This window comes from Streptomyces sp. NPDC005017 (assembly GCF_042873115.1).
In the GTDB taxonomy this organism is placed as follows: domain Bacteria; phylum Actinomycetota; class Actinomycetes; order Streptomycetales; family Streptomycetaceae; genus Streptomyces.
The window spans coordinates 89,395-115,954 of the sequence record NZ_JBIALD010000023.1; the positions used below are offsets into that span (position 1 = coordinate 89,395).

The 26,560-nt window shown below is 72.8% G+C and carries 18 protein-coding genes; 4 read left to right on the forward strand and 14 right to left on the reverse strand.

The features are described from left to right. Positions 1-11: 11 nt before the first annotated feature. The 6 genes from ACFYR0_RS28875 to ACFYR0_RS28900 all read right to left on the reverse strand — a co-directional run bounded on the left by ACFYR0_RS28875 (position 12) and on the right by ACFYR0_RS28900 (position 7,953). The gene (locus ACFYR0_RS28875) at positions 12-1,226 is read right to left on the reverse strand and encodes a ketosynthase chain-length factor (protein WP_389334276.1); all 1,215 of its coding nucleotides are present in this window, start codon (positions 1,224-1,226) and stop codon (positions 12-14) included. Next, positions 1,223-2,494 carry a beta-ketoacyl-[acyl-carrier-protein] synthase family protein gene (locus ACFYR0_RS28880; protein ID WP_389334278.1) on the reverse strand — a complete coding sequence of 424 codons (1,272 nt, stop codon included), beginning with the start codon at positions 2,492-2,494 and terminating at the stop codon, positions 1,223-1,225. Before ACFYR0_RS28880 ends, ACFYR0_RS28875 begins: the two co-directional genes overlap by 4 nt. Further along, positions 2,491-2,820 carry a TcmI family type II polyketide cyclase gene (locus tag ACFYR0_RS28885; RefSeq protein ID WP_389334281.1) on the reverse strand — a complete coding sequence of 110 codons (330 nt, stop codon included), beginning with the start codon at positions 2,818-2,820 and terminating at the stop codon, positions 2,491-2,493. Before ACFYR0_RS28885 ends, ACFYR0_RS28880 begins: the two co-directional genes overlap by 4 nt. A 65-nt stretch (positions 2,821-2,885) precedes the next feature. Further along, entirely contained in the window at positions 2,886-4,382 is a 1,497-nt protein-coding gene (locus ACFYR0_RS28890; RefSeq protein WP_389334284.1) for an FAD-dependent monooxygenase, read from the reverse strand. Between the two features lie 208 nt (positions 4,383-4,590). Then, on the reverse strand, positions 4,591-6,957 hold the full coding sequence (locus ACFYR0_RS28895; protein WP_389334287.1) for an ATP-binding protein: 2,367 nt from the start codon (positions 6,955-6,957) through the stop codon (positions 4,591-4,593). A gap of 48 nt (positions 6,958-7,005) precedes the next feature. Continuing rightward, entirely contained in the window at positions 7,006-7,953 is a 948-nt protein-coding gene (locus ACFYR0_RS28900; RefSeq protein ID WP_389334290.1) for an MBL fold metallo-hydrolase, read from the reverse strand. Positions 7,954-8,176: 223 nt separating this feature from the next. On the opposite strand from ACFYR0_RS28900, the gene ACFYR0_RS28905 reads away from it, so the two are divergent. Together ACFYR0_RS28905 and ACFYR0_RS28910 are read left to right on the forward strand one after the other, a co-directional pair. Further along, positions 8,177-9,427 carry an MAB_1171c family putative transporter gene (locus ACFYR0_RS28905; protein WP_389334293.1) on the forward strand — a complete coding sequence of 417 codons (1,251 nt, stop codon included), beginning with the start codon at positions 8,177-8,179 and terminating at the stop codon, positions 9,425-9,427. Positions 9,428-9,739: 312 nt separating this feature from the next. After that, positions 9,740-12,535 carry a LuxR C-terminal-related transcriptional regulator gene (locus tag ACFYR0_RS28910; protein WP_389334296.1) on the forward strand — a complete coding sequence of 932 codons (2,796 nt, stop codon included), beginning with the start codon at positions 9,740-9,742 and terminating at the stop codon, positions 12,533-12,535. Between the two features lie 46 nt (positions 12,536-12,581). Here ACFYR0_RS28910 and ACFYR0_RS28915 read toward each other — a convergent pair whose 3' ends face one another. From ACFYR0_RS28915 to ACFYR0_RS28935, 5 genes are all read right to left on the reverse strand, one after another. Continuing rightward, on the reverse strand, positions 12,582-13,346 hold the full coding sequence (locus ACFYR0_RS28915) for a thioesterase II family protein (RefSeq protein ID WP_389334299.1): 765 nt from the start codon (positions 13,344-13,346) through the stop codon (positions 12,582-12,584). A 24-nt stretch (positions 13,347-13,370) separates the two neighbouring features. Further along, positions 13,371-13,622, reverse strand: coding sequence for an acyl carrier protein (locus ACFYR0_RS28920; protein ID WP_389334302.1), 252 nt, complete (start codon positions 13,620-13,622; stop codon positions 13,371-13,373). A gap of 370 nt (positions 13,623-13,992) precedes the next feature. After that, on the reverse strand, positions 13,993-15,204 hold the full coding sequence (locus ACFYR0_RS28925) for an MAB_1171c family putative transporter (protein ID WP_389334305.1): 1,212 nt from the start codon (positions 15,202-15,204) through the stop codon (positions 13,993-13,995). 52 nt (positions 15,205-15,256) lie between these two features. Further along, positions 15,257-15,805, reverse strand: a complete 549-nt coding sequence (locus ACFYR0_RS28930) for a hypothetical protein (protein WP_389334308.1) — start codon at positions 15,803-15,805, stop codon at positions 15,257-15,259. Positions 15,806-16,214: 409 nt separating this feature from the next. After that, entirely contained in the window at positions 16,215-16,955 is a 741-nt protein-coding gene (locus ACFYR0_RS28935; protein WP_389334311.1) for a hypothetical protein, read from the reverse strand. Between the two features lie 364 nt (positions 16,956-17,319). Between ACFYR0_RS28935 and ACFYR0_RS28940 the strand changes: the two genes are divergently transcribed. Continuing rightward, complete coding sequence (locus ACFYR0_RS28940; protein WP_389334314.1) at positions 17,320-17,847, forward strand: ATP-binding protein; 528 nt, start codon at positions 17,320-17,322, stop codon at positions 17,845-17,847. After that, on the forward strand, positions 17,844-18,566 hold the full coding sequence (locus ACFYR0_RS28945; RefSeq protein WP_389334317.1) for a LuxR C-terminal-related transcriptional regulator: 723 nt from the start codon (positions 17,844-17,846) through the stop codon (positions 18,564-18,566). Before ACFYR0_RS28940 ends, ACFYR0_RS28945 begins: the two co-directional genes overlap by 4 nt. 229 nt (positions 18,567-18,795) lie before the next feature. On the opposite strand, the gene ACFYR0_RS28950 is transcribed toward ACFYR0_RS28945, so the two are convergent. The 3 genes from ACFYR0_RS28950 to ACFYR0_RS28960 form a co-directional block, all read right to left on the reverse strand. Then, positions 18,796-21,693, reverse strand: a complete 2,898-nt coding sequence (locus tag ACFYR0_RS28950) for a BTAD domain-containing putative transcriptional regulator (protein WP_389334320.1) — start codon at positions 21,691-21,693, stop codon at positions 18,796-18,798. A 446-nt stretch (positions 21,694-22,139) separates the two neighbouring features. Continuing rightward, positions 22,140-25,307: an FG-GAP repeat domain-containing protein gene (locus ACFYR0_RS28955; protein ID WP_389334323.1), complete on the reverse strand. Its 3,168-nt coding sequence runs from the start codon at positions 25,305-25,307 to the stop codon at positions 22,140-22,142. Positions 25,308-25,755: 448 nt separating this feature from the next. After that, positions 25,756-26,415, reverse strand: a complete 660-nt coding sequence (locus ACFYR0_RS28960) for an MSMEG_1061 family FMN-dependent PPOX-type flavoprotein (RefSeq protein ID WP_389334326.1) — start codon at positions 26,413-26,415, stop codon at positions 25,756-25,758. Positions 26,416-26,560: the final 145 nt, after the last annotated feature.

A 26,560-nucleotide genomic window follows, 5' to 3' on the forward strand; every position in this document is an offset into this window, starting at 1 on the left:
TCTGCCCTGTCTCACCGCGCCGCGCGTACGACCATCGCGGAGTTGAAGCCGGGGTGGCCGCGGGCCAGGACGAGCGCCGCGCGCAACGGTGCGGAGCGTGGTGCCCGCGTCACCAGGTCGATCCCGTGGTCCGGGTCGGGTGAGGAGTTCAGAGTGGGCGGGATGACACCGTCGCGCAGCGCGAGCAGCGCGGCCGCCACGTCCAGGGGGGCCGCTCCGGAGCTGAGGCGGCCGGTCATCGTCTTGGGTGCCGTGACGGGCACCGCGTACCGCCCGAACACCTCGTTGATCGCCTCGGCCTCCGCGCGGTCCGGCTCCGGCCATCCGGCCGCGTCGGCGAACACCACGTCGATCCCGTCCGGTTCCACCCCGGCGTCGGCCAGGGCCAGTTGGATCGCTCTGCCCAGGCCGGGCGGGCGCCCGCTGCCGGGAGGCGGGTCGAAGGTCGAGCCGTACCCGGCGATCTCCCCGTAGATCCTGGCTCCCCGCCGCCGCGCGGCCTCGCTCTCCTCCAGGATGTGCAGGGCCCCGCCCTCTCCCGGCACATGCCCCCGCGCCCTGCGGTCGAAGGGGAGATAGGCGAGGTCCGGATCCCGCTCGGCGGACAGTCGCTCCCCTGCGAGCCGGCACGCCCATCCCCAGGGGCACAGTGAGCCGTCGACACCTCCGGCGACGGTCATCCGGCCGCCCCTGCGGATGTGGCGCCGCCCCTGCGCCAGGGCGTCGAGGCCGCCCGCCTGCTCACCGATCACCACACCACCGGCGCCCTTGAGACCGTTGCGGATGGAGATCTGTCCGGTGTTCACCGCGTAGAACCAGGCGAAGGAGAGGTACGCGCTCGGGCGCGGTCGTCCCTTGCTCCGCATCTTCTCCAGCTCCCGCTGCTGGAGTTCCACGCCGCCCGCGTAACCGGCCGTGACCACACCGACGTCGTACGCGGACAGCTGCCGCAGGTCCGCGCCGGAGTCGGCCAGCGCCCAGTCGGCCGCCACCAGCGCGAGCCTGGTCATGTGATCGGTCTGCGCCAGCAGGGCGCCGGGCAGGAACGTCCGCGCGTCGAACCCGGGGACCTCCCCCGCGAGCTGCGCCGGATACGGTGCGGGGTCGAAGCGGGAGATCCGGGCGATACCGCTCCTTGCGGAGCAGGTCGCGTCCCAGTACGCGTCCAGGCCGAGCCCGTTGGGGGCCGCCACGCCCATGCCGGTCACCACGACCGAGGAGGTCATCGCGTCCGCCTCTCCGGCCGGGTCAGCACCATGGCGCTCTGGAAGCCGCCGAACCCGCTGCCGACGGTCAGCACCGTGTCCGTCCGCCACTCGCGGGCGACGAGCGGTACGTAGTCCAGATCGCACGCCGGGTCCGGGCTGCGCAGGTTCGCGGTGGGCGGTACGACGTGGTGTGCCATGGCGAGGATCGACGCCGCGATCTCGATCGTGCCGATCGCGCCCAGCGAGTGGCCGACCATCGACTTGATCGAGCTGACGGGCGTGACGCGGGCGTGCTCACCGAGAGTGGCCTTGAAGGCCTCGGTCTCGTGTACGTCGTTCTGTACGGTGCCGGAGCCATGGGCGTTGACGTAGTCGACGTCCTGCGGGTTCAGCCGGGCCTCGTCGAGCGAGGCGTTGATCGCCCGGGCCATCTCCAGGCCGTCGGCGCGCAGGCCGGTCATGTGGAAGGCGTTGCAGCGGTTGGCGTAGCCGGCGATCTCCGCGTGGATCTGAGCGCCGCGTCGGCGGGCGTGCTCCAGGTCCTCCAGGACGAGCGCGGCGGAGCCTTCGCCGAGCACGAAGCCGTCGCGGGTTCGGTCGAAGGGCCGGGCCGCCTCGCCCGGGTCCCCGCTGTGCGGCGTCGTCGCCTTGACGGTGTCGAAGCTCGCGAGCACGGTCGGCGAGATCGGCGCCTCCGTGCCGGCGGCGACCACGACGTCGGCGGAGCCTTCGCGGATCAGTTCGCAGGCGTGGCCGACGGCGTCGATGCCGGAGGTGCAGCCGGTGGACACCACGGTCGCGGGTCCTTCGGCACCGACGGCCCAGGCGACCTCGGCGGCGATCGAACTCGGCACGAAGTGGTCGTAGAGCTCGGGCGTCGTACGGCTGTGGTCCACCAGGTGCACCCGGCCGCCGTCGCTGACCGCGTGGTACGCCGCTTCCAGGTTCGTGGCGCACCCTACGGCCGTGCCCACGCAGACCCCGACGCGGTGCGGGTCCGCGGCGGACGGTTCGACGCCGCTGTCCCGCACCGCCTCGCGCACGGCGACCAGGGCGAACTGGGCGGCGCGGTCCAGCCGCCGTGCCTGGCGCGGGCTCAGGCCGTGGAGCCCGGGGTCGAAGTCGGCCTCCGCCGCCACCTGGGACCGGTAGGGCGAGGGGTCGAAGAGGGTGATCCTGCGCGTGGCCGTACGGCCCTCGGCGAGCAGGCTCCAGAAGTCCTTGGCTCCGATGCCGCCCGGCGCCAGTACGCCGAGCCCTGTGACGGCCACTCTTCGGGGGGTCATCGGGGCGCCTCCCAGTGGTAGAAGCAGGTGGCCATGGAGTCGCGGATGGAGCGCCAGTTCTGCGGGTCGTAGTGCTCGAAGTAGGGCTCGGCCTCGCCGCGCGCACGCACGAAGCGCGGGTCCGTCCAGGCGCGTTCGAAGGCCTCCGATCCCTGGCTCTCGTCGAACTGCTGCACGTGGAAGTACAGGCCCTTGTACATGAACAGCTCCCGCCTCAGCGTGCCCATCCGCCGCGGCAGGTCGGTGCTGTCGAACTCGGCCGCGACGCGGGCGGCTCGGGCGCTCGCCTCCGGGTCCATGCGTGCGACGATCAGGTTGGTGCGCATCCGCCTTCTCTCCTTCGTCCGGTGCGGGCGGGGGTCCGCGGGCCCCGGCCTCGTGGGTTCCGACTTCACGCGTCCTGCCCCCGGCCCGGGCCGAACCAGCGCTCCAGAGCCTCGGGCAGGGTGCGGGGGCAGCCCTGGACCCAGGCGACATGGCCGTCCGGCCTGATCAGCACCGCTTCGGTGCCACCGAGCGGGTCCGGCGATCCGTCGGCCTCGGGGACAGCGGTGACGGTGTCCACCCGGTCCGCCCAGGCGCCGGCGGCGCGGCGCAGTCCGGCGTCGTCGGCCAGGTCCAGGAGTACGCCCCGGGCCGGGCGCAGCAGTTCGGCGGTGCTCGTTCGGCCGGCCGGGCCCTTGAGGGTCCGGTGGGGCATGCGGCGGCCCAGGAGCGGGTGGTCGCCGGGGCCCACGTCGTAGTGGACGTCGAGTCCGCTGACCATACGGGCCAGATGCCGGTTGACGGCCTCGTACCCGGCGAGTTCGGTGAGCACCTCGCACAGGGGCTCCAGGTACTCGCCGTCGAGGAACAGCAGTGCCTGGGCCCGTGTGCTCGTCAGCAGTCGCCGTCCCACCGGGTGGCGCTCGCCGTGGTAGGTGTCGAGGAGGGCTTCCGGGGCGCTGCCCCGGCTCACCGCGCCGAGTTTCCATCCGAGGTTCACCGAGTCCTGGATGCCCGCGTGCATACCCTGGCCCCCGGCCGGGACCTGGACGTGCGCGGCGTGTCCGGCGAGCAGGACCCGGCCCCGGCGGTACTCGGTGGCCTGACGCGTGGCGTCGTCGACGGCGAGGGTCCACAGCGGTGTCCCCGCGGAGATGTCCTCGCCGGTCAGGCGCCGCCAGGCGGCCGCGACCTCCGCGTACGCCGGCGGCTCGGTACGGTCGTCGGGCCGTGCCGCCCGCTCGTGGGCGAAGACGCGGGTGACGCCCTCGCCGAGGTCGTACGCCAGCACATTGCCGCCGGGCACGCGCTCGGCCCGTACCCTGGCGTCGCCCCGCATGATCGACCGGCTCTCGACGCCTCGTACTTCGGCGACGTACATCTTCTGGCTCGGCTCCCTGCCGGGGAAGCCGAAGCCGGCGGCGTGGCGCACGATGCTGCGGGCGCCGTCGCAGCCGACCAGGTGGCGTGCGCGCAGCAGTCGTGACTGCCGCGGACCGCGCACCTCGACCTCCACGTGGTCGGGGCGCTGTGTCAGGGACAGCACCTCGTGGCCGCGCCGGATGTCCGCGCCCAGTTCGGTGGCCCACCCTTCCAGGACCTCTTCGATACGGGCCTGGCGGACCGTCTTGTCGCCCAGGTGGACGCTGTCGAGTGCGGCGAGGTCGACGGGCACACCGCCGAAGTACTGCCGAGTGCTGCTGTCGAGCTGTCCGAACCGTTCCAGCAGTCCCCGCTGGTCGAACACCTCCATGGTGCGGATGGTCAGGCCCAGGGCGCGGGAGACGCCCGACGGCCGGGCGAGGCGCTCCAGAACTATGACGTCGGCTCCGGCGAGCCGTAGTTCGCCGGCGAGCATCAGTCCCGCCGGCCCGGCTCCCACGACGATGACACTTGCGTCCACGTACCTGCCCCCTCGGCCACACGGAGTGGTGGTGTGCCGTGAACACCGTGCCCGTGCCGGGCCGCGTCGGCATCGGTGGAACGCGCAGCGCGCCGGGCCGGGCCGACCGGCGTATGCCGCACGGGCGGAGTGCGTGAATCACCGATGCCGGCAGCACGCCTCGTGGCCTATGGTCCGGCGGGTGTCGCGCCCGTCGGCTCGCGCACGGCTAACGCAGACACAGTCCCGGCCCCTCGCACCAGGCTTCCGGGCGCGCCGGTGCGGACGACAGGCGGCGCGCGGCCCACACCGCCACCTGCGCCCGGGCGCGCAGACCGAGCTTGTCGCGGATGTGCTGCAGGTGCGCGTCGACCGTGCGGGGGGACACGTCCAGTCTCCGCGCGATCTGCCGGTTCGTCATGCCGTCCGCCACCAGCCGTGCGACCTCGCACTCCCGCTCCGTGAGGTCATGGCCGACGCGTGCGCGTCCGGGCGGTTCCGCCGGCGCGTCGTGCACCGCGAGGGACACCGCCTGTCCTGCGGTCATCCGGCTGCCGGCCGCCCGGAACGCCTCGGCCGCGGCCGGGTCCAGCAGCCGGCCGGCCTCGCCCGCGGCCGTGTCCACGGACCGCCGCCAGACGGGATCCGGCTCCGCACGCGATCCGCGGATCGCGGCGGCCGCGCCGAGCAGCCGCAGGGTCCGCTCGGCCTGCGCCCGGCGCGCCGCGACCATCGCCAGCCCCTCCAAGGCCCGTGGCGTGCCGTACCGGTCGGGACGGTCGGCGCGCAGTGACCGCTTGAAGCGTGACTCCGCCCGCTCCAGGTCCCCGGTGTCCAGCTCCACCATCCCGCCCAGGATCTCCACGGCCGCCAGCAGCGCGGGTTCCGTCTCGGTCAGCAGGATCGGAGACAGCTCCTGGAGCAGCGCGGCGGCCCGCTCCCGCTCCCCGGCCCGCAGGGCCGCCCACGCGCAGTGGTGGAGCCTGCGTGCCGTGTGCCGCAGGTTTCCCACGGGCCGTACGGTGTCGAGGCCCTGTTCCATGCTCCGGTGGGCGCCGGTGAACTCACCGCGCGCCAGCCGCACCAGCCCCAGCAGGCCCAGGGCCTCGGCGAGCATCAGGGGGCGGTCCAGGCCCCGCTCGATCCCGATCGCCTCCCGGGCGAGGGCATGTGCCGTGTCGAGGTGTTCCCGGCAGAACTCCAGCCAGGCCGCCTGCTGCAGCACGAGGCTGCGGATGGCTGGGGCGTCGCGCGCGCGGTCGAGCGCGGCCGTCACCAGCAGTCCGGCGGCCTGGGGATCGTCACGTTCCAAGGCGCATCTGGCCGCCGCGGCGATGAGCGGGGCGTGTCGCCCGTCGCCGTTCCCGGTCGCCCACTCGGCCGCCCGGAGCAGGTTGTCGCCGTCCTCCTCCAGCAGCCGTAACGTGTCCGCGTAGGCGATCACCGGCTCGGGCAGGGATTCGACGAGCCTGGAGAGCCAGCCCGCCAGCTTGTCGAAGGTGGCGTCCGTCTCCCCGGATCCGGTGAGCTGTTCGAAGCCGTAGAGGCGGATCGATTCCAGCATCGTGAACCGCGCCAGGGGCCGGTCCCGGCCCGCCGGATCCGTCAACGGCCTCGCCTCCAGCAGGGACTTGGCCTCCAGGTCGCAGATCGTCCTCAGCACGGAGCCGGTCGGCACGCCGTCACCGGCGCACACGGCGGTCGCCGCGGCGAGGTCCGCTCCCCCGGCGAACACGGACAGGCGCCGGAAGACCGCCTGGGCGCGGGGGTCGAGACGGACGACACTCGACCGCAGCGCCGAGCGCAGGTCGCGATGACGGTCGTCGGCGGTGCGCGGGGAGACGGTCAGGAGGTCGAACCTGTCGCCGAGGTGGGCGAGCAGTTCCTCGCAGCTCAGGAGCCGTACCCAGCGCGCGGCCAGCTCTATGGCCAGCGGAATCCCGTCCAGCATGACGCAGATCGCGTCCACCGCCCGGCCGTTGGCCTCGCTCAGCTCGAATCCCGGTACCTGCTCGCGGGCCCGGTCGACGAACAGGCGGACCGCGTCGGAGAGTTTCTGCCGTGCCGGCGGGCCCACCGTGACGCCGCTCTCGGGCAACGGCAACGGTCTGACGGGGAAAGTGACTTCACCGGAAACCCCGAGCAGTTCCCGGGAGGCCGCCAGGATCCGGACGTTGGGACAGCGCCGCAGGAGCGTCTCGACGAGCCGGGCGCACGGGTCGACGGCTCCCTCGCAGCCGTCGAACAGCACCAGGGCCCGGCGGACGCTCAACTCGGCGCACACCGTGTCCAGCAGCGGCTCGTCGGGCCGTTCACGCACCAGCAGGGACTCGGCGACGGCCGACACCAGCTCTGCGGATGTGCCGAGCGGAGCGGCGTCGACGAACCCGGTCTGGTCGAAGCCGCCGCGCTGGTGCCGGGCGAACTCCACGGCCAGCCGCGACTTTCCCGCGCCGGGCGGCCCGACGAGCGTGAGCTGCCGGCACCGCCTCCACAGCCCGTGCAGTGCGTCCAGTTCATGGTCCCGGCCGACGAAACTGTCGAGTGAGACGGGAAGTTCGCCTTCGAGTGGAGTCTGGCGGGCGGCTCGGCGCACAGGCCGTCCTTTCTGCAGGGTGACAGGCACGTGCGGAACGCGCGTCTTTCACGCGTGGCAGACAAGCGGCGCTCCTCCGGTGAAGTCCATGACGTCCCGCTGGATCCGTGGCAGGGAGAGCGGGCTTCCGGCCGGAGCACCGTCGAGCTCGGCCAGGGCTCGGTGGAGGTTGGCCACGAGACGCTCGGGGTGGTCGAGTACGTCCCTGTCCGCCGCCTCCCTGGCGGCGGCGCGGGCGATCTGCAGGACCGTCAGGCCCGCGGCACGTCCCGCGGCCGCGAGACGCCGTACGGTACGCAGATAGTGCTCGGTGGCTGTGTAGGCCTCCGGCCCGCACACCGGGCCGTGTCCGGGTACGACGACCTCCGCGTCGAGCGATCGCAGCAGGTCGAGCGCGCGCAGGGAGCCGTCCAGGGAACCCTCGACCAGGAACGGCGCGATCCCGTTGAAGACCAGGTCGCCGACGAAGACCGTGCGTCGCTCGGGCAGCCAGACCACGGTGTCGCCCGTGGTGTGGGCGGGCGTCCCCGGGTGGACGAGGTGTATCTCGGTGCCCGCGGCGTGCAGCACCATGCGGTCGGTGTACGTCACGGAGGGCGGGGACACGACGATCTCGCCCCAGTCCACGCCCGGCCACGCGCGTTGCAGTGCGAGGCCGGTGGCGAGCATCTCGCGGCGGCAGTTGAGGTGGCCGATCACGGTGGCGCCCGGCGTGAAGTGGCCGTTGCCGTGGGTGTGGTCCCCGTGGTGGTGGGTGTTGACCACGTGGGCGGGCGGCGGTGCGCCGGTGGCCGCGATCGCCTCGGCCAGGGCGCGGGCCCGTGCCCGGGTCGCGGCGGTGTCGACGAGAACGGTGGGGCCGGGGCCGGTGACGAAGCCGGCGTTGTTCAGGCACCAGCCGCCGTCGGGCTGGATGTAGGCGTAGACGTCGGGGGCGAGCCGCTCGGTGTACGGCGGCGCGACGGTGGGCACCGGATTCGCGGAGTCGGCAGGCATCGCATGGCCTCCAGCATCGGTGTCGGGAGCGCCGTCGCCGAGTGTGCGGCAGCGCCGTCGGACAGGATGACGCGCTCGTACTTGTGTGGCAACACTTGCCGTTCATTCGACACATCAGTAGCGTCGATTCCTGCCCGGCCGATACCGGCGCGGGGCTCGTGCCGGCCGTTCCCGGCTGCGACTTCGCACACCCCTGGCCGGGCGGCTCTGAATCATCCGGGAGATGCGCGTCGTGGGCGCCTACGTCAAGAACCTCATCGGCCTGGGACTGCTGGCCGTCGCGGCCGTGCTCCTCGTGTACAAGCTCTGGCACGCCCGGTCGATGCGGCACAGTCCGCGCACCTGGGCGATCCTGTCCATGGTCTCGTGCTTCGCCGTGTCGATGGCGTTCTCGGTGCCGACGGTGTCCGTGTGGACCGCGCAGCACACCGGGGTACCCAACATCGGCCGGATCCTGACCTACAGCCTCGCCTCGGGCGCGGGCGCCTCGTCGCTGTGCCTGGCGCTGGTGTGGCGGTATCCCGCGCCGCGCGCGTGGTTGACGGTCCGCTGGGTCATCGCCGTCTACGCGGCGGCGAACATCGTCTTCTGGGTGCTCTTCGCGGTGTCGCCGGTGCCCGAGGAACGGCCGACGGACTTCCCCACCCACTACGCCCACCTGCCCACGATCTCCGCGTTCCTCCTGCTGTTCTGCGTCTCCAACGCCATCGCCTTCGGGGTACTGGGGCGTTGGTGTCTGACCTGGGCCAGGAGCGGTGACTTCACCGCGCTTCCCTGGCTGCGCTGGGGGCTGCGCCTGTACGGGGCCACGGGCGTCGTCATCACCACCATGGTCACCCTGGGCGTCGGGACCATCGTCGGGACCTGGCTGGACCGGGACATGCAGCCGCTGTTCAGTGTGGCGACGGACGTCCTCCTGCCGATCGCCACCGTTCTGCTCCTGCTGGCCCTGACCGTCCCGGTCGCGGGACCTGCCGTGCTGCGGCTGCGCGATCGCGTGGCCAAGTGGCGTGCCTTCTTCGCGCTCAGGGCGCTGCACGTGGCGCTGCGGACCGTCGCACCCGACAACGTGATGGTCGCGCACGGGCGAACGCTGGACCCACACCACCGTGTTCGCCGGGCGCTGATCGAGCTCAACGACTGGCGGGCGACGCTCAATCCGCTGTTCAGTCCGGCGGTCCGGCAGGCGGAGGAGGAGCGGGGCCGGAACGGCGGGCTGCGGGGCGAAGACCTCGACGCCATGGTCGAGGCGGCCCAGCTGTCCGCGGCCCTGGAGCTCTGGAACAGCGGGATGCGCCGGCTGACACCTTCCGGGGCCGACGCCGGGCCGGCCGAGCGGACCAGAGACGGCAACGGCACCATCGACGACGAACTCGCCTGGTGGACAGGGGTCGCCCGGGCCCACAGCCGCCGGGTACGCCTCTCCCCGGAGACCGCCGCACCGCGGCCTCGGGGACAGGCCACGGACGCCTGAGCCGCGGGTCGGTGACCAGGCGGTCCCCTGCCGCCGGACGTGACGCACAGGCCGTCACTCCCAGTCATCCCCGACCAACGGCGAGTTGACGGCGCGCACCGGCCGCCGGGTACAGTCGCACCGCTGCTCGGGCGCCGTCGGACACACATCGCGCCCGAAGAGCCTCGGGGAGTCCCCCAGGGCGACCGGACTCACACCGCGCCCTGATTCCTGGCAGGCCTGCCCCGTGCCGCTCGACGGTCGCATCGGCCGCGGGCGGCTTCCCGGAAGTCATCGCGCACCGCGCCGTTCTGAGTGGGGGTCACACAGCAGATGCCACCGGACCAGGCCAATTGCTGGCGGACAGCGGCCCGTGACAAGGAGCTGGACGCCATTCACCACGCCCTGGAACACGACCGCGGCGCACTGGTGGTGGGCGCCGCCGGGGTGGGCAAGAGCACCGTGCTGACCACCGCACTGCGCCACGCCGCCGACGAGGGCAGGACCGTCTTCTCGGTCGGCGCCGGCGTCGACGGCGGAACCCCGGCACGCGGCTTCGGTTCGCTCGACGAGTGCCTGGACCTCGTGGAGCCGGCCACCCGGGACGACGCCGGCGCCCCTCGCCCGCTCGTGGGCATCGACGACGCCCACCTGGCCGACGCGGCGGCAGGCGACCGGCTGCACCGGCTGGTGGCGGCCCGGCGGATCGGCGTGCTGGCCGTCACGCGCCAGGGCGCGCCCGCCCCGGCCGGCATCGACAAACTCTGGGTGGACAGGCTCGTCGACCGCGTCGAGGTCGCGCCGTTCGACTCCACCGCGCTCGGCACCGTCCTGCGAGCGCGTCTCGGTGGCCACGTCGGCACCCCCACCGTGGAACAGCTGTGGGACACCACCCATGGAAACGCGCTGATGCTGACGGAGCTGGTCGAGCACGAGCTGGAGGAGGGTGCCCTGCGCCGCGTCGGGGGGACCTGGACCTGGCAGGGCCTGAGCGGGAATCCGGGAGGGCGTCTGTCGGAGGTCGTGCGCGTCGGACTGCGCGACCTCGACCCCGAGGAGCAGGAACTCGTCCACATGCTCGCGGTGGCCGGAAGGCTGGACATGGAGATCGTCTCGGACTTCGGTCTGGCCAGGGCGGCCGAGTCGCTGGACCTGCGCGGCCTCGTACGTGTCGAGCGCGCACGGGCCGGGCTCGGTCTGCGACTCGCGTCGCCGCTCGGCCAGGCCGTGCTGGTCTCGGCCATGTCCGATCTCACCGCCCAGCGACTGCGGCGCCAGATCGCCGACGCGCTCGAACGGTCGGGTACCGGAGGCGAGGACGAGCTGCTGCGCGTGGTGTCACTGCGGCTGGAGGCCGATGCCGTACCCGCCCCCGAGCAGCTGTTCCCGGCCGCCGCTGTGGCGCTGCGTCGGCGGGAGTTCGCGCTGGCCGCACGGATGTGCCTGGCGGCACTGCGGGACTCGCAGTCGGACACGGTCGTCCCCGCGCGGCCGGCCGACTCGGCGGGGCTTGTCGCGATCGTGCGTGCCGCCCTGACACGGGCGGCAGCGCGGGGACGGATCGCCGGCCCGGTCAGGGCGGCACTCCTGCTGGGCCGGGCGCTGGCCGGTGAAGGAGGGGCCGAGGACGCCGAGCACGTGCTGGCCGCGGGCCTCGGCGCGGGGGCAAGGGTGCCACGCGACGAGTACGACGCCGCCGTGCACGCCCGCGTGATCAACCTGGCCTGCGGTCTGCGGCGTGTCGCCGAAGCCGAGGCGGTCCTCGCACATGCCGTCGCCGCCGTCGGCCCGGGCGACAGCGGCGTCCTGGACGCCTGCCGGGCGGTGCTCGCGATGCTCGCCGACCGGCTCCCCGAGGCGGTCGCCATCGGGGAGGCCGCCCTGGGCACACCATCCACGTCTCACGCCGTCGTCCCGATGCTCGTGCCCACGGTGGCGTTCGCCCGCGCCGAACTGGGCGACCCTGCCGGAGCCCTGGCCCTGGTCCGTCGCCACCAGGCCGCCTCGGCGCACCGGGCCCCCGGCTCCCGGCCGACGACCGACGCCGTCTCCGCACACTGCGCCTACCTGCTCGGTGACCTCGCGGGCGCCGCCGACGCGTCGGCCGTCCTGCACGCGGACACCCGCGACAGCCCTGTGCCGACGCAGGGCATGATCGCCCGTGCCAGGGTGCTGCGGCTGTCGGGTCGGCCGGAGGAGGCGGTGACACTGCTGCGGCGGGTGGTCGCGGCGCCGACACCGCCGGAGTTCCCCGCCTGGCAGACCACCCCGCTGGCCCAACTGGCCGGGGCGCTGGCCGAGTCCGGCCGCACCGCCGAGGCGCTCCGCGCCCTCGTCGAGGTCCGCGCGACAGCCGACGGGCTCTCGCCCTGCGCCGACGACGAGATCGCCTGCGAAGGCGCCCTCGTCAGGGCCCACGCGGGCGACCGCGCCCTGGCCGTCGCCCAGGCCCTGCACGTGGCCGAACGCGCCCGGGCCGCCGGCCGGGCCGTGCGCGCGCTGATCGCCCTGCATCTCGCCGCCCGCGTCACGAACGGCACCGCCCCGCGCCGCGCCGACCCGGACCTGCTGCGCGCGGCCCGGCGGGGCGGCGGCCTCCTGGAACTGATCGGCGACCACGTACGCGCCCTGGCCGACCGCGATCCGGCCGCCCTGCTCACCGTGTCCGAAGGGTTCCGCGCCATGGGCGCGCTGCCGCTCGCCGCCGAGGCCGCGGCGCAGGCGGCCCGTGTCTTCAGGTCCTCGGGACAGCACCGCAAGGGGCGTGCGGCCAGGGCCGCCTGTGCGGAACTGCGTGTGCTCGGCGCCGCGCTGCCGCCGTGGCTGGCTCCGCACCGCCCCGGACAGCAGGACCTGGACCCGCTGACGCCACGCGAGCGCGAGGTCGCCGCGCTCGCGGCGACCGGCCTGTCGAACCGGGACATCGCCGGTCGGCTGGTGGTCTCCGTACGCACGGTGGAGAACCATCTGCACCGCGTCTACCACAAGCTCGGCATCACCGCGCGCAGCCACCTCCTGAGCGGTCTGCAGCGAGCCGCCGGGCCGGCCGAGGGCGCCGCGGCCGCCGGGCAGATCCTCGCGGAACCCGAACGCGGCCCAGCGCGCCGCGACATGGCCGCGCCGCTGTAGCCCGCCCCGATGGCCGACGGGGGCGCGGCGCTTCGCGGTGTCCGGTTCACCGCGGCGGGCGCAGCAGTTGAGTGATGGCCCTCGTCACGGTGCTCCGGTGGTCGAGGACAGCGAGGTGGCCGCCCTCCAGCATGTGCAACACGCAAGTGTGCTCGGTGAGTTGCTCCCATGCGGCCGCCTCTTCGAAGGTGACCAGGGGGTCGTCCGTCGCGCCGAAGACGGTGACCGGCACGGACAGCCGAGGCTCGGGCCGGTACCGGTAGGTCTCATGCAGCCGCAGGTCGGCCCGTACGGTGGTCAGCACCTGGCCCGTGACATGCCGGTCCGACAACAGCTGGACCGGGGTGCCGCCCAGCGCGGACAGCAGAGCGGTGAGGCGCACGTCGGGCAGCTCGCTCATCGACGCGAAACGTGGTTCCAGGTGCGGTGCGGCACGGCCGGCGACGAACAGAGAGGTCTGCGCCGGGAGCCCGCCCGACCGGCGCAGCGCGCGCACGAGTTCGAAGGCCACCGCCGCGCCGGGGCCGTGCCCGTAGACACCCAGCGGGCCGGTGTGCCGCGGAGCGTGCGAGAGCACACGGCCGAGCGACTCCACGAGGTCGTCGACGCCGGACGGGGCCGGCTCACGGTAGCGGGGCCCGCGCCCGGGCAGCCGTACGGGGCACACCTGTATCCCGGGCATGAGCCGCGGCCACCCCGCGAACGCGGTGGGACCGCCGCCCAGGTGCGGCAGACACAGGAGCCGGGCGCGGTCCCCGGCGGCGGTCCAGCCCGGGAACCATTGCTCCACCTCCTCGGTCCCCGTGGTCACCCGCCGCTCCCCCGTGGGGCGCGCTCACGTCCGTGTCGCCTGAGCCGCGACACGGTCGACGAGCGCGCACATCGCGTCGATCGTTCTGAAGTTGTCCAGGCGGAGTTCGGAGTCCGGGATGCGCAGTTCGAAAGCCGTCTCCAGGAAGCGGACCAGTTCCACGGCGAACACCGGATCGACGCCCCCCGTCAGGACAGGCTGATCGTCGCCGATCACGACGCGTGGAACCCGGGAGCCGACGTGGGCACGGATCCGGTCGCGGACCGGGTCGCTCATCGCCGTGCTCCCCTCGCGTCCCGGGCTCCTGGCTCGTGCCGTGTCCGATGGGGAGGCATGTCCATCGCGGGCTTCGCCGCCGCAGGACGCGGGACACGCCACGGGCCAGGAGGTGTCCCGTACCCGCGGTCGACCCGCGAGAGGTGTTCGGCGGCCCGGCCGGGGAAGGGGAACGCACCCCGACGGGTCCCGCTGCACACACCGGTCCGGGGGCGCGAGTCGAGTGCGTACCGCCCAGTTCGCACTCCAACCTCCGTCATCGCGCCCTCGGGGGACGGCTTCGACACTAGGCACAGCGTCGCGGCGGCGCCCCGGCCGAAAGACCAGCGTCGGCCGTGTCCCGCCGCCGGGGCCGCGGTGCGGTGCCCGGTCAGCCACGACGCCGACCGGACGTGTGCTCGGCCGGCAGCGGACGGCGGTCGGCGCGGGCCACCCGTATCCACCAGCGCAGTTCGGAGTCCACACCGCCGCTGCCGTCGACCGCCTCGGAGTCCGGGGCCGTGTGGGCGGCGGGGCGGGGTGCTCCGTCGCCGTCCCCCCGTCCCTGTGCCGCCGCCCGCAGCTGAGCGGCCTCGACCAGGGCCTCGACGACGGCATCGGGCAGACCCCGCTCCCGCGCCGCGCGTTCCGTGGACTCCCGCACGTCGGGGTCGTAGAACAGGCTCAGTACCGCCCATCGGTCGTTCAGTTCGATGACCATGCGCCGCACCCGGTGGTGCGGGTCGAACCGCTTGCCGGCGGCGACCAGGACATGGCCCTGCGAGCCGGCCAGCAGGCGGCGGTGCAGGGGACGCAGGAGCAGGAACGCCCGCCACCGGTTCAGCCACACCCGCAGCAGGACGAGCCGGGGAGCGGCCACGGGCACGAGGAGGGCGCCGCAGAGCAGTACGCCGACCAGGGGCAGCAGTACTGAGGCGCCCAGGTTGTACAGCCGGCCGGAGACGCCGAGCCCGAACCAGGCGGGGACGGTGCACCCGAGCCCGGTCAGCGCCCAGAGGGACAGTGTGAAGGTCTCGCAGGCGTAGAGGATCAGGCCGATCCGAAGCCAGGTGAAGCGGGCGAACTTCGCACCCCTGGCCCACGAGACCATCCACCACGTCAGCCGCAGGCTGCCTGCCGCGAGGGCCGAGAAGTACACGGTGGACAGGGCCGCGACGGACGGCTGGTGACCATAGGCGACCGGGAAGTCGTCGGGTCGCTCGACGGGCACGTCCGACACGGCGAACAGCAGCACGACGGCGAGGATCACGGCACCCCACCCGAAGGCCAGGCGACGCAGCCGCCGCCGCACCTCTCCGAGGGGGAACCTCCAGGCCAGGGCCAGGATCTGCGCGGACCCCACCGAGCCGAGCGCGAAGGCGTAGGCACCGAGCCTGGAGATGTTGGGCACGCCCGAGGCCTCACCCGCCCACTCGGAGAACGACGGGACGTCGCAGACGAACGCCAGCGCGGCGAAGCCGACACAGGTCCACATGGCACGGGCGAGGAACGTCCGGCTGCCGCGCAGCCACCACACCTCGAAGGCCAGCAGCCCCGCGCCGAGCAGCGCCGTGCCGATGGACGCCTTCTCCTGAGGAGACACAGGACTCCCTTCCGCGCGGCGCCTGCGCGCCCTGGCACATGGACGGTGAAGGTCAGTCGGCCCGGCGTCTGCGCTCCATCAGCCCGAGGTCCTCCGCCGCCCGCAGCACGTGCGGGGAGTCACCCGGCAGGCCCGGGCCGTGTGCGGTACGCCGCTCGGTGAGCCGTTCTATCAGCAGGTCCGCCAGCTCCTCGGCGCCCGCCTCCTCCGCGACCGAGTGGGTGGTGCGCCGGGCGATGACCCTGGCCATGTTCCGCGGCAGGCTGGGGGCGAGCCGACGGACGGTGTCCTCACCGCCCACGTCGACGGGCTCGTGCCCGAGCAGGATGTGCGCGAACTCGTGCAGCAGGATGCCCAGTCGGTGGTACCAGGAGCGCGTCTTCACACAGAACACGAGATACGTTCCGTCCGCGCGCCGCGCCGTCGCCCCGGTGAGCGGGGTTCCGCGGCCGGTGAAGAACCGCACTTCGACGGAGGCCCCCAGGACTTCGCTCATGGTCTGGCCCAGCTTCTGGCACATGGCGCGGTAGCCGGTGTCCTGCGGAACGTCCATGCCGTCGACCACGCGGTCGCACAGCCGCTCCATCTCCCGCCGGTCCAACCGCGCATGCCCCCTGACGGATCGTCACAACACCTGCTCACGACACGCAACGCGCCGAAACTACTACGGATCAGCCACAGCGGAACGGGGCACTCACCTGCCGGCGGCCGCCGTCGCGACGCGCGGGACCGGTCCCGATCGGCGTCCGGGCGCAGTGCCCACGCCTGGGAAATCCGGCCGGTTGCCGACGATTCCCCGACGTCGTCCCAGCTCAGCCGGGGTGGGGCGGGCGCACCGCGCCATCGGGACCGTGCTCGGGGTGTACCGCTCCGACCGGGGCCGCCCCGGTCCCGTCAAGGGCGGGACCGGTACATTCACGCTCCATTCACCGGACGGTGCTCCGGTCCCCGCACATCGTGGAGTCCCACCACACGAGTAGGCGCCGCCCCGTCGCGGGCGGCACCTCGGGTCACTTCTGTTTCCGGGCCGGGAACACCCAGGCGGGGTCACCGGTGTGCACCGCCTGGACGAAGGCGTCGACCGCCTGCCGGCGCACCTCGGGGCTCCAGTGCGGGGCCTCCTCGGCCATGCGCGTCACGAATTCGATCACGCCCGAGTCGCGCAGGGCGACGTAGTCGTCGAGTTCCGCGTCGATCGTCTCCGCCAGCCGGTCGTCGAGGAAGTAGGCGGCCTGAGGGCCCTGCTCGTCGGAGAGCCCGAAGTGGTCCGCCAGGCCCAGCAGGTGCTTCAGCCGGGGATTGGGCAGCCGGTCGGCAGGCGGATTGACCAGTTCTCGCAGGTAACTGGCGGAGATGGAGCCGTAGTCCCGCTTGTCGGCGAAGGCACGGGACACCTCTTCCGGCGTGTACGGTCCGCGCCCCGCGGGATGCACGACCGCGAAGAGCTGCCTGAGCTTGCCCGGGAAGGAGTCACGCGGCCGCTCGTCGCCGAGTCGCTCGCGCCGGCCTCCGACGAACACCGCCGGGGCCACGTCCAGTGCGGCCGCCAGGTCCTGGACGGTCTGCAGGGTGGGGTTGTCGCGCTGCCCCGTGCGCAGATGGGATACGTATCCGTCGGTGATGCTGCCGCCCTGCGCGTTGACCCGCTGGGCGATCTCGGTGTTCGACAGGCGGCCACCACGGTGCGGTGGACGGCGGCAGAGCTCGTCGAGGATCTCCGCGAACGTCGGCAGCGTCCCGGTCTCCAGCATCCCTCGCCACCCCCTCCAGCCCTTGAATACCGTTCAGGATACCCACGTCCGAACGGCGTGAGCCTCGCGAGCGTAGCCATCGGGGAACGCCACCACAATGCGCCGACCGCAAGTGCGGCTCGGCCATGCGGCATCCCGATCGGCTTCATACTGACAACGCGTCGAGCCGCTCGGATTCCCCACAACAGTTGCCGTGATCGAGCAGTCACGATACGTTCTGCACCGCAACAGACCGTACTGCTATGGGGGATGCAAGCCGATCGGCGCCACATCGGTATGAGGTGTGGTGCTCGACGAGACGGTGATGGCCGTCGCCGTCTCACTCCACCAACCAATCCCAGGGAAAACGATGACCGTGACGCACATGGACCGCGTTTCGTCCGAGGCCGCGCGACACGAAACGGCAGCGCCCACCACCGGATCGCCTCCCGTCGCCGCAGCCTCCTTCCGCAGAGCGCCCGACGACCGCCTCCCCGCGCGAGCACGCCACCTGGTGGCCACGTCCCTGCGCGCACTGGACCGGACCGACGCGCTCGACGACGCCCTGCTCGTGGCGAGCGAGCTGGTCACGAACGCGATCCGGCACGCCCCGCGAGGGCCCGTCAGTCTCGAACTGTTCGTGCAGGAGGCCTCGTTCGCGCTGGAGGTCACCGACCACTCCCCCGAGCCCCCCGTGCTCCGCCCCACCAGCGCCCCCGGCATCACCGCCATCACCGAAGGAGGCCGCGGCCTGCGGCTCGTGGCCGCCCTCGCCCAGAACTGGGGCTACCGCCGCAACACCGACGGCACGAAGACCGTCTGGTGCCGGTTCGCCTGCACCGCACGACCACCCGTCGCTCCACCCGACTCCCCGAGACCCATGCCGGGACACCACGAGGAGGCGGGCTCATGACGGCGCTCCACCGCGGCTCGCCCCTCACACCCTCGGTACGACTCGCACCGGTGCGGCGTCAGGACGACCACGAAGTCCGCATCCCGGTGGCCCTGTGCCTCCCGCGTACCCTCGCCACCCAGCGCGTCCGTGACAGGCTGAGCGCGTTACGGGACGTGGAGGTCGTCTTGGACGAACCCCGGCACACCGCGCTGGCAGGCGAACTGACGACCTGGCAGCAGCCGATCGTCCTGCTCGTCCCTCCGGTCGCGCACGCCGCCGAGGCGGTACGGGAGGTCTCGGCACCGGGATGCCGCACGGTCGTGCTCGTGGCGGACCGCGCCCCCCGGCCGGCGTTCGAGATGATCGCGGCGGGCGCGCGGGGAGTGCTGGACCTCCACCACGCGGCCGACGAGCTGACGACCGCGATCCATGCGGTGGCCGGCGGACACGGGTACGTGTCCCCGTCGGTCACCGGGCGGATGATGGACCTGCTCGCCGGCGGCTCCGCCACATCGGCGATGGCGCGAAGCGGTGCGGAGGCCCAACTCACCCGCCGCGAGCGGGAGGTGCTCCGGCTGCTCGCCGAGGGCCGGTCCAACGCGGAGATCGCCCAGCTGATGTCGGTCACCACCAGCACCGTCAAGTACCACGTGTCCAACGTCCTCGCCAAGCTCGGACTGCGCAGGCGCGGCGAGGCCATCGCCTACGCCCTGGGACTTCCGGTCATGGTCGCCTGACACTGCGGCCGACCGGCCCGCTCCGCCCAGGGCCCTTCTGATGGATCTCCGTCGGAGAAGGAGCGGCGTTCGGTGCGAGCGTGCGTGCCGGACGTCGCGACACCGCGGAGATCCGTCAGAAGGACCCCAGGTCGTGGTCCAGGGCAGGCATCCCTGTCCTGGACCACGCCGGACGGAGCCCGCCGCCGCCCCACCCGCGTCCCTTCGCGGCCCGCCGACGGGTCCCGCCTCAGTCGGTCAGCTCGGCGGCCCGCCGACGGCACTCGGCCGCGGCCTCCCGCAGGCCGGCCTGGTCATGGGTCACCGCAAGCGACTCCAGCGCACTGCGCTGCCCCTCGGTGTCCCCCATCTCGCTCCGGAGGCGCAACGCCTCCAGGCCGGTGTCCGTGGCCTCCTTCAGGTCACCGAATTCCCGCAGCGCCACCGACAGGTCGAAGCACGCCCACGCCTCCCGGTAGAGGTTGCCCTGTTCCCGCGCCAGCCGGGCACTCTCCCTCTGCCGCGCTACCGCGCCGGACAGATCGCCCTCCGCGCTCAGCACCAGACCGAGGATGTTCAGCGGGACGCTGGCCAGCAGCGGAGAGCCCGTACGCCGGCAGAGCGCGATGCTCTGGTTGGCGAAGGCCCGGGCCTCGCGCAGCGCACCCTGACGCAGGTTCAGCAGCGCGAGGTTGTCGAGCGTGATCCCGATGCTGAGGGTGTCCTCGGCCGCCCGCTGAGTGGACAACGCCTCCTCCAGCCAGGCGGCCGACTCTTCGAACTTGCCCTGGGCGATCCCGTCGATGGCCAGGTTGTTCAACGCCCTGCTGGCACCCAGCGAGTCCCCCGCGGCCCGGAACAGACCTACGGCGAGGCGCAGCTGCCGCTCACCTTCCACGAGACTGCTGCGGGTACTGGCCAGCGTGCCCAGCTCCAGCCGGGCCAGCGCCGCCGCCCGGGGCCGCTCCTTCTCCCCGCCCTCCTGTTCCACGACACGCAGGGTCGCTCGGGCCAGCGCCTCCCAGTCGTCCCAGTGACCACTGCGGTGCAGGAACGACCGGATCGTCGTGGTCAGTTCGGCGAGCCGCTCGGCCCTCAGCACTCCCAGCCGGGCCGCACGGCAGACCACCGCCACCAGCGTCGTCCGTTCCTCCCGCAGCAGACCGAGCGCGTTCGGCGGCGCGGCCGACTCGGTGACGGCGCCGGCACGCCCAGGCCGCAGGATCGCGTCCGCGTGCCGTACCAGTTCCTCGTAGGCGGCGACGACACGCAGCAGGGCCAGCGAGGCTTCCTCTGCCTCGTCCGCTCCGAGTTGTCCGAAGGCGAAGTCCCGCAGCAGGTCGTGGTAGCGATGGCGGCCGGGAGCCGTGCCGGGCCGCAGCAGGTGCAGTTCCCTCAGCTCGCTCAGTGACCGGGCCGCCCGGTCCTCCGTCGTCCCGAGCGCCGCCGCCGCGGCGAACGCGCCGAACTCCGCCGTCCCCAGGGTGGACAGAGTACGGAAACAGCGGGCGTCCGCCGCACCGTCCGCACCCGCCCTCAGCCGCTCGTACACCACACGGAACCCGGCGGTCACCGACGTACAGCCCGCCGCCAGCTCCGCCAGACGGGGCCCGCGACGGGTCAACCGGTTAGCCAGCAAAGGCAGTTCACCGGCCCCATGGTCGGCGACTCGCGCTCCCAGCAGCCGCAGCGCCAGAGGATGCCCGGCACAGGCGCGCACGACCGCCTCCGCGGCCATCGGCTCCGCGTCCACCCCCGCCTCACCCGCCACCCGCCGGAACAGCTCGCGCGACCTCAGGTCGTCCAGCTCCTCCAGCAGGACGGAGGCCCTGCCCGGCAGGTCGCTGAGCCGTGCGCGGCTGGTGACCAGCACGGCCGACTGGGAGGAACCGGGCATCAGATGCCGGATCTGCTCGGCGTCGAAGGCGTCGTCCAGCAGCACGAGCAGGGAGCGCTCCGCCGACAGCGTCCGGAAGCGTGCCGCTCTGCGCTCCAGCCCGTCGGGGACACCGCGCGCCGGGACCCCCAGATCCTCGAGGAACCGGCCCAGCACCTCGGCGGGATCCGTCGGCAGGTCCGCTCCGCCGCCGAGTTCGGCGTAGAGCTGGCCGTCCGGGAAGCGCTCCTTCACCAGGTGCGCGGCATGAACCGCCAGCGTCGTCTTGCCCACCCCGGGCGCACCGGTGACCACCACGCAGGGCCCCGGCGAGGTCGGTGTCCAGCGCGGCTCCAGCAGCGCCGTCACCTCGCCGAGCTCGGGCTCCCGTCCGATGAAGTCCGGTATGTCCCGCGGGAGTTCGGCGGGCACCTCCACGGCTCCGGCGGGACGCGACCTGCTGAGGGTCGGATCCGACCACAGCATGCGGCTGTGCGTCTGGGTGAGTTCCGGGCCCGGTTCCAGTCCGAGGTCGCGCACCAGGACCTTGCGCGCGTCACGGAACGTGGCCAGCGCCTCGGGTACCCGCCCGCTGCGGTACAGGGCGAGCATCAGCAATGTCCTCAGCCGCTCATGGTGCGGAAAGTCGCGCACCAGCTCCCCAAGGATCTCGGCGGCCTCCGCCTGCTCGTCCAGCTCCAGCAGCACCTCGGCGTGCTCGACGGCTGCGGCCAGCCGCAGCTCCCCCAGTCTGCCGCGCTCGGCCCGCGCATAGTCCCCGGGTATGCCGGCCAGGGCCTCGCCGCCCTGCCACTGCGCCAGGGCGTGCTCGTAGGCCGCCCGGCTGCTGGGAATCCGCCGCCCGCGCCGTGCCCGCCGTGCCTCGGCGAGCGCGTCCTCGAACCGCCACAGGTCCAGCTCGTCCCGCTCGAGTCGCAACCCGTACGCCGTGCCGCTGCTGATCAGGAGCCGGGGTGCCGTACGCCGGATCCGGTCGGGTTCCAGCACCCGGCGCAGCCGGGCCGCGTAGGTGGCCACCAGCCCGTCCACCGCGTGCGGCGGATCCACGCCCCACAACGCGTCGACCAGCTCCGCCCGGCCGACCAGTTCCCCGCCCTGCAGCAACAGCACCGCCAGCAGCGCGAGCTGCTTGGGCGCCCGGATAGGCAGCGCCTCGCCCTCGCGCACCACCCGCACCGGCCCCAGTACCTCGTACGCGATCCCTCCGGGAGTCCGCGACCGAGGCCTGTCGGACGAGTTCGGTCGCCCCATGCGTCCCTCCCCTGGCGGTGTGCCACCGCCGCCCACTGTGCTGCCGTTCGCACGGCAAGGTACGACGCCGACCACGGGGTGCGGCCGTCTGTGTCCGGCCTGTGGAACGAATGGACTGCGAATGTACTCACGTCGGGCGCAGCCATCCGGCCCGACCGCGGGCCCGGATGGACGCAGATGCCTCCCACCCGGTGCCCGCCGGACGCCGACGCCTGTCCGGAGCCGAGCACCCGCCCAGCGCCGATGCGGTTCCGGTGGTCCCGGTTGTCCCGGCCCCTGACGGCTGACGGCTGACGGCTGACGGCTGACGGCTGACGGCTGACGGCATCATCGGCCCGAACACACCGGGTCGTCGTCCGCGGGCGGGGCGGAGGCAGTCGACCCTCACGGGCCAGCACCCGGCCGATCCCGGCCGTACGGCTGCCTGAACACAGCCTCGTCGGTGATCAGTAGAGGGCCTTGTAGATTCCCCACCCGGTGCCGATCCGCGTGCGGTTGGTGAAGCCGCCCTTTCCGTTGCCCGACCAGCGGTACAGGTTGCCCGCGCTGTCGCGGGTGAGGAGGTCGTTGCGCCCGTCCTGGGTCAGGTCGCCGACGCCCACCAGGGCGTTGTAGCCGTTGAAACCCGAGGCGATCTTCACGCGTCCCCCGAAACCTCCCCCGCCGTTGCCGTACCAGCGGTAGAGGTTTCCGTACCTGTCCCGGCCCAGCAGGTCTGCGACCATGTCGCCGTTCAGGTCGCCCACGCCGGCCAAGGCGGTGTATCCGGCCAGCCCTGTGGAGATGCGCACCCTGGCCTTGTACCCGCCCCTGCCGGTGCCCGCGTACAGCCACAGCACGCCGTCGCGGTCACGGGCCACCAGATCGGAGTGTCCGTCCCGGTTGAGGTCTCCCGGCGAGGTCAGCGCGTTGTAGATGCCCCAGCCGGTGCCGATGCGCGTCGACTTGTTGATCCCGGGGTTGAAGTACACCTGGCCGATGCCCCAGTACGCGCGCAGTTCACCGGCGGCGCTGCGCACCAGCATGTCCGCGTTTCCGTCACTGTTCAGGTCGCCCGCGGCCACCAGGACGGAGGTGGTGGGCCAGTTCGCGGTGTAGCTGCGGTTGTAGAAGCGTCCCTGGGGGTGTCCTTCCCATGAGTCGGTCCTGCCGTCCTTGTGGACCGCCACGAGGTCGGGGAAGCCGTCGCAGTCGTAGACGTGCGTCGGCAGGCCTCCGCACAGGACCCCCAGCGTGCCGCTGCCCAGCCGCACCGGCACGGTGCCGCCACCGTAGGTGACGGTCAGCTGCCATGTGTACACACCGCTCGGAGCCGACGCGCCGCTGGACTCCCTGCCGTCCCACCGGGCTTTGATGCTGTCGTGGCCTCGTTCGGCTCCGCCCTTCATCAGGGCGACCCGGCGTCCGGTGGCGCGATGGGTGACGGCCAGCTCCCAGGAGTCCACAGGACGGCTCGGGAGGAAGGAGGCGGTCCAGATGCCGTAGATCCCCGAGGGGGCGCGAGGGGCGACGTTCTCGGAGGCACCCGAGGCGCCGATGACCGGGGCGGAGTCCGGTACACCGTCCGCGATCACGTGCACATGGCGGTCGGCGTCCACGTAGGCGATGTGGCCGCTGTACTTGTCCACCGTCCACGTGATCCTGCGGTCGTCCGCGAGCGGGCCGGCGGGCAGGGCCGCGACGACGCGTTCGGCGAGGGCGCCGCCGGAGTGGAAGTCCGTCAGCCTCAGCTCGCCCGCCCCCTGGTCGTGCCGGACGACGTAGCCGTCGCCCAGCATGGCCGGGCCCGACGGCAGCGCGATGGCGCGGTTGTTCATCAGGTCGTACACGCCGGCCGGCTCGCCCTGGCCGCAGGACCAGTACAGCCATCGGGCCGTGGCCTGCAGGTCGGTGGGCACGCAGGCGACTCCTGTGCGCACGGTGCGCGCCGGTGTGCCGGGAGTGGCGGCGTTCAGGTGGAGGGTCTCCGCGGTCAGCGTGCCCGGGCTGGCGGCGGATGCGCTCCACAGCGTGAAGTACCACAGCGCCGCAGCCTGGACGGGGCGACTGCGGACCACCTTGTGGTATCCGGGACTGATCACATACTGGGTGCGCGGGGATCCGCCGTCCACCACCACGTACGGCGAGGAGGCGTCCCTGACCGCACCGCCGCTGCCGGGCAGTTCCATCACGATGTGCGAGGTGTAGGCGTCCTCCCGGGTCTCCAGATACGTCCGGCCGTTCGCCGTGGACAGGAACGACAGTCCGTACCCGTTGCCCTCCACGATCCGGACACAGTCCACCGCGGTCGCGCAGCGCACGAGGGAGGCGGGAAGCCCCGCGGGTGCCGGCTCGGCCGGCCCGGCGACGGGGACGGGGCCGGTGCCGACATCCTGCTGGTGGACGGCGTACATGCCGTCCGCGCCGGCGACCCGGTTGAGCGTGCCGCGGTAGAGGGCGACGCCCAGCACATCGGCGGGCATCGGAGGCAGCGGCTGGACCGCTCGGTGCGTCAGCGCCCCGTCGGACGCCGTGCTGAAACGGTGCACGGCCCAGTCGCGTGCGCCGGAGCCGCCGACGAAGACCGCGCTCCCGTCCGCCGCCCACAGGCTGGTGCCGGTGATGTGGTCGAGGACGGGGACCGGGTCGCCGCCGTCGAGCGGTTGCGCTGCCAGCGGTCTGCCGAGCCTGAGTCCGGACGTGGCCTCGGGACTCGTGGTGAGGACCGTGCCGCCGAGGAGCGCGACGGGTACCGCGCCTGAGGGAAGCGGGACCTCACGGCCCTGCGAGGCCATGTCATCGCGCGGCGCCCAGCGCAGCGGGCCGGTGCTCTGCCTCCACCAGGCGATGCGGTCCGCGGTGAGGAAGACGGTCAGTCCTGAGCCGCTCAGTGTCTCGGGAAGCGGGGTGATCATCGCGGTGGCGGCGTCCAGCAGGCCGTAGCGGACCGTGCTGCCCAGCGAGTAGGAGACCACGGCGACGTGCTCGTCGGTGCCTTTGGGCTGCACGACGAGACTGCCCGGCTGGGCTCCCTCGGGCAGGCCGGTGACGCGCAGCGGCTCCGTCGCCTCGAGCCCGGTGTCCAGAAGCATGGCCGCGGCCGGCGCGATGCCGGACTTCGTGACCGCGAGTATCTTGCCGCCGAAAGCGGCCCGGAAGCCGTATCCGTAGGGCAGCTGGACCTCCCGGCGTTCACCGGTGTGCGGGTCGAGCAGCGTGTACCGGCCGGCGCCCTCGAGCGGGCTCGGCCAGAGGGCCAGCAGATCACCCCCGGCGCCCACCGGGCGCACCATCGTGCCGGACGGCACGAGATCAAGGCCCGGCACAGCCTTCGAAGTCCCCGACACGTAGTCGGTCCAGGTGTAGCCGGTCAGTCCTTCCTGCTCGTGCAGAAAGCCGGTGGTGCCCGCGGCCAACGGGGTGTCCCTGCGGGGCGTGACCCGGTCCGCGGGCGGGACCACGATCTCCTGGGACAAGCCCGTGGCCGACGCCTCCTGGGCCGACACGGGCTGCGCCCCGACGCCGAGCGGTACGGCCGTGCCGACGACCGCCAGAGCCGTCACGCCCACCCGCGCGGTGAGGCCCTCGCGGCGCCTGCGGCCGCCTCTGCGCTGTGCACCATTTGACGTGCCCATGGATCCCCCTGTGCCCCTTGCGGAAGTCGCGCCGTAGCGCCGCTCGATGGCGGGAGGTGCCGTTGCCCTGTGTTTCACGGACACCGCGGGTGGTTCTCCTCGGACCGCCTTCTCGGAAGAAGTTAACCGATCAAGAACTTGTGTCCCCTTCCAGCGGGATAACGATCATGCAACCCATCGTGGATTCCGTGGACACGCGCCCACGGCGAGTCGTGCCTGTGGCCTTCGACCGTGCGCCCTGGACCCCCGCTGGCCCCATCGGTGCCGCTGGGAGGAACCCCGCTGGTCCCCATCGCTGCCGCTGGGACGACCCCGGGTCCGGTGTGGACCGGTTCTGCCGCGGCCCCGCCTGTTCCGTGACACACGTCCACCCTGCGTATCCCGTTGAGGGCGTGCCGGTGCGAGGGCTCGGCGAAGGCAAGCGATTGAGGGGGCGCAGGGCAGCCGTTTACTCGTACCGGTACTTCAGCGAATCCGCCTCCGCCTGCTCGATGTCGGCGATCGTCAACTCCGGCATCCGCAGCTGAGCCAGCGTCACCTCGGCCGAGGACGGCTGGGCATCCGTCGGCAGCCACTGCTCCGGCTTCCACGCGCCGCTGCGCAGAAGCGACTTGGGACAGTGCGGGTAGACCTCCTCGATGCCGACCACCAGCGCACTGGCCGGCGGCTTGCCGACGGCGGTCAGCTGTGACAGCAGCTCCGGGCGGGTGGAGACGCAGGCCCGGCCGTTCACCCTCAGCGTCGTGGTGCGCCCCGGGATGACGAACAGCAGCCCGGCCCGTCCGGTGGCGATGACGTTCTGCAAGGTGTCCAGACGCTTGTTGCCGGTCGCGTCCGGTACCGCCACCGTCCGTGAGTCCAGGACGGCGACGAACCCGGCAGGGCCGCCGCGCGGGGAGACGTCACAGTTGCCCTCGGAGTCCGCGCTGGCCACGAAGACCAGCGATGAGCAGCCGATCAACCTGCGGGTCTGGTCGGTGAGTTCGGTCATCTGCTTGCGTACGGCCGCGTCGCCGGGGAGCTCGTAGACCCGGCGCAGCGCCTGCTGGTCGGTCACGGCGTCGAGACGGAGCACGTCGAAGGCACTGCCGGTATGGGTAGTCGTCATGCCCCCGACATTAGTGGGCCGACTTACCATTGTTCTTGGTCTCCAGGTGCCGTGCGGTGAGTCCGCCACCAGGAACGACGCACCCCTCATCTGCAAGGCCACCTGCTTGATCATGGTGCGGTGCTCAGCCGGCGAGAATGCCGCC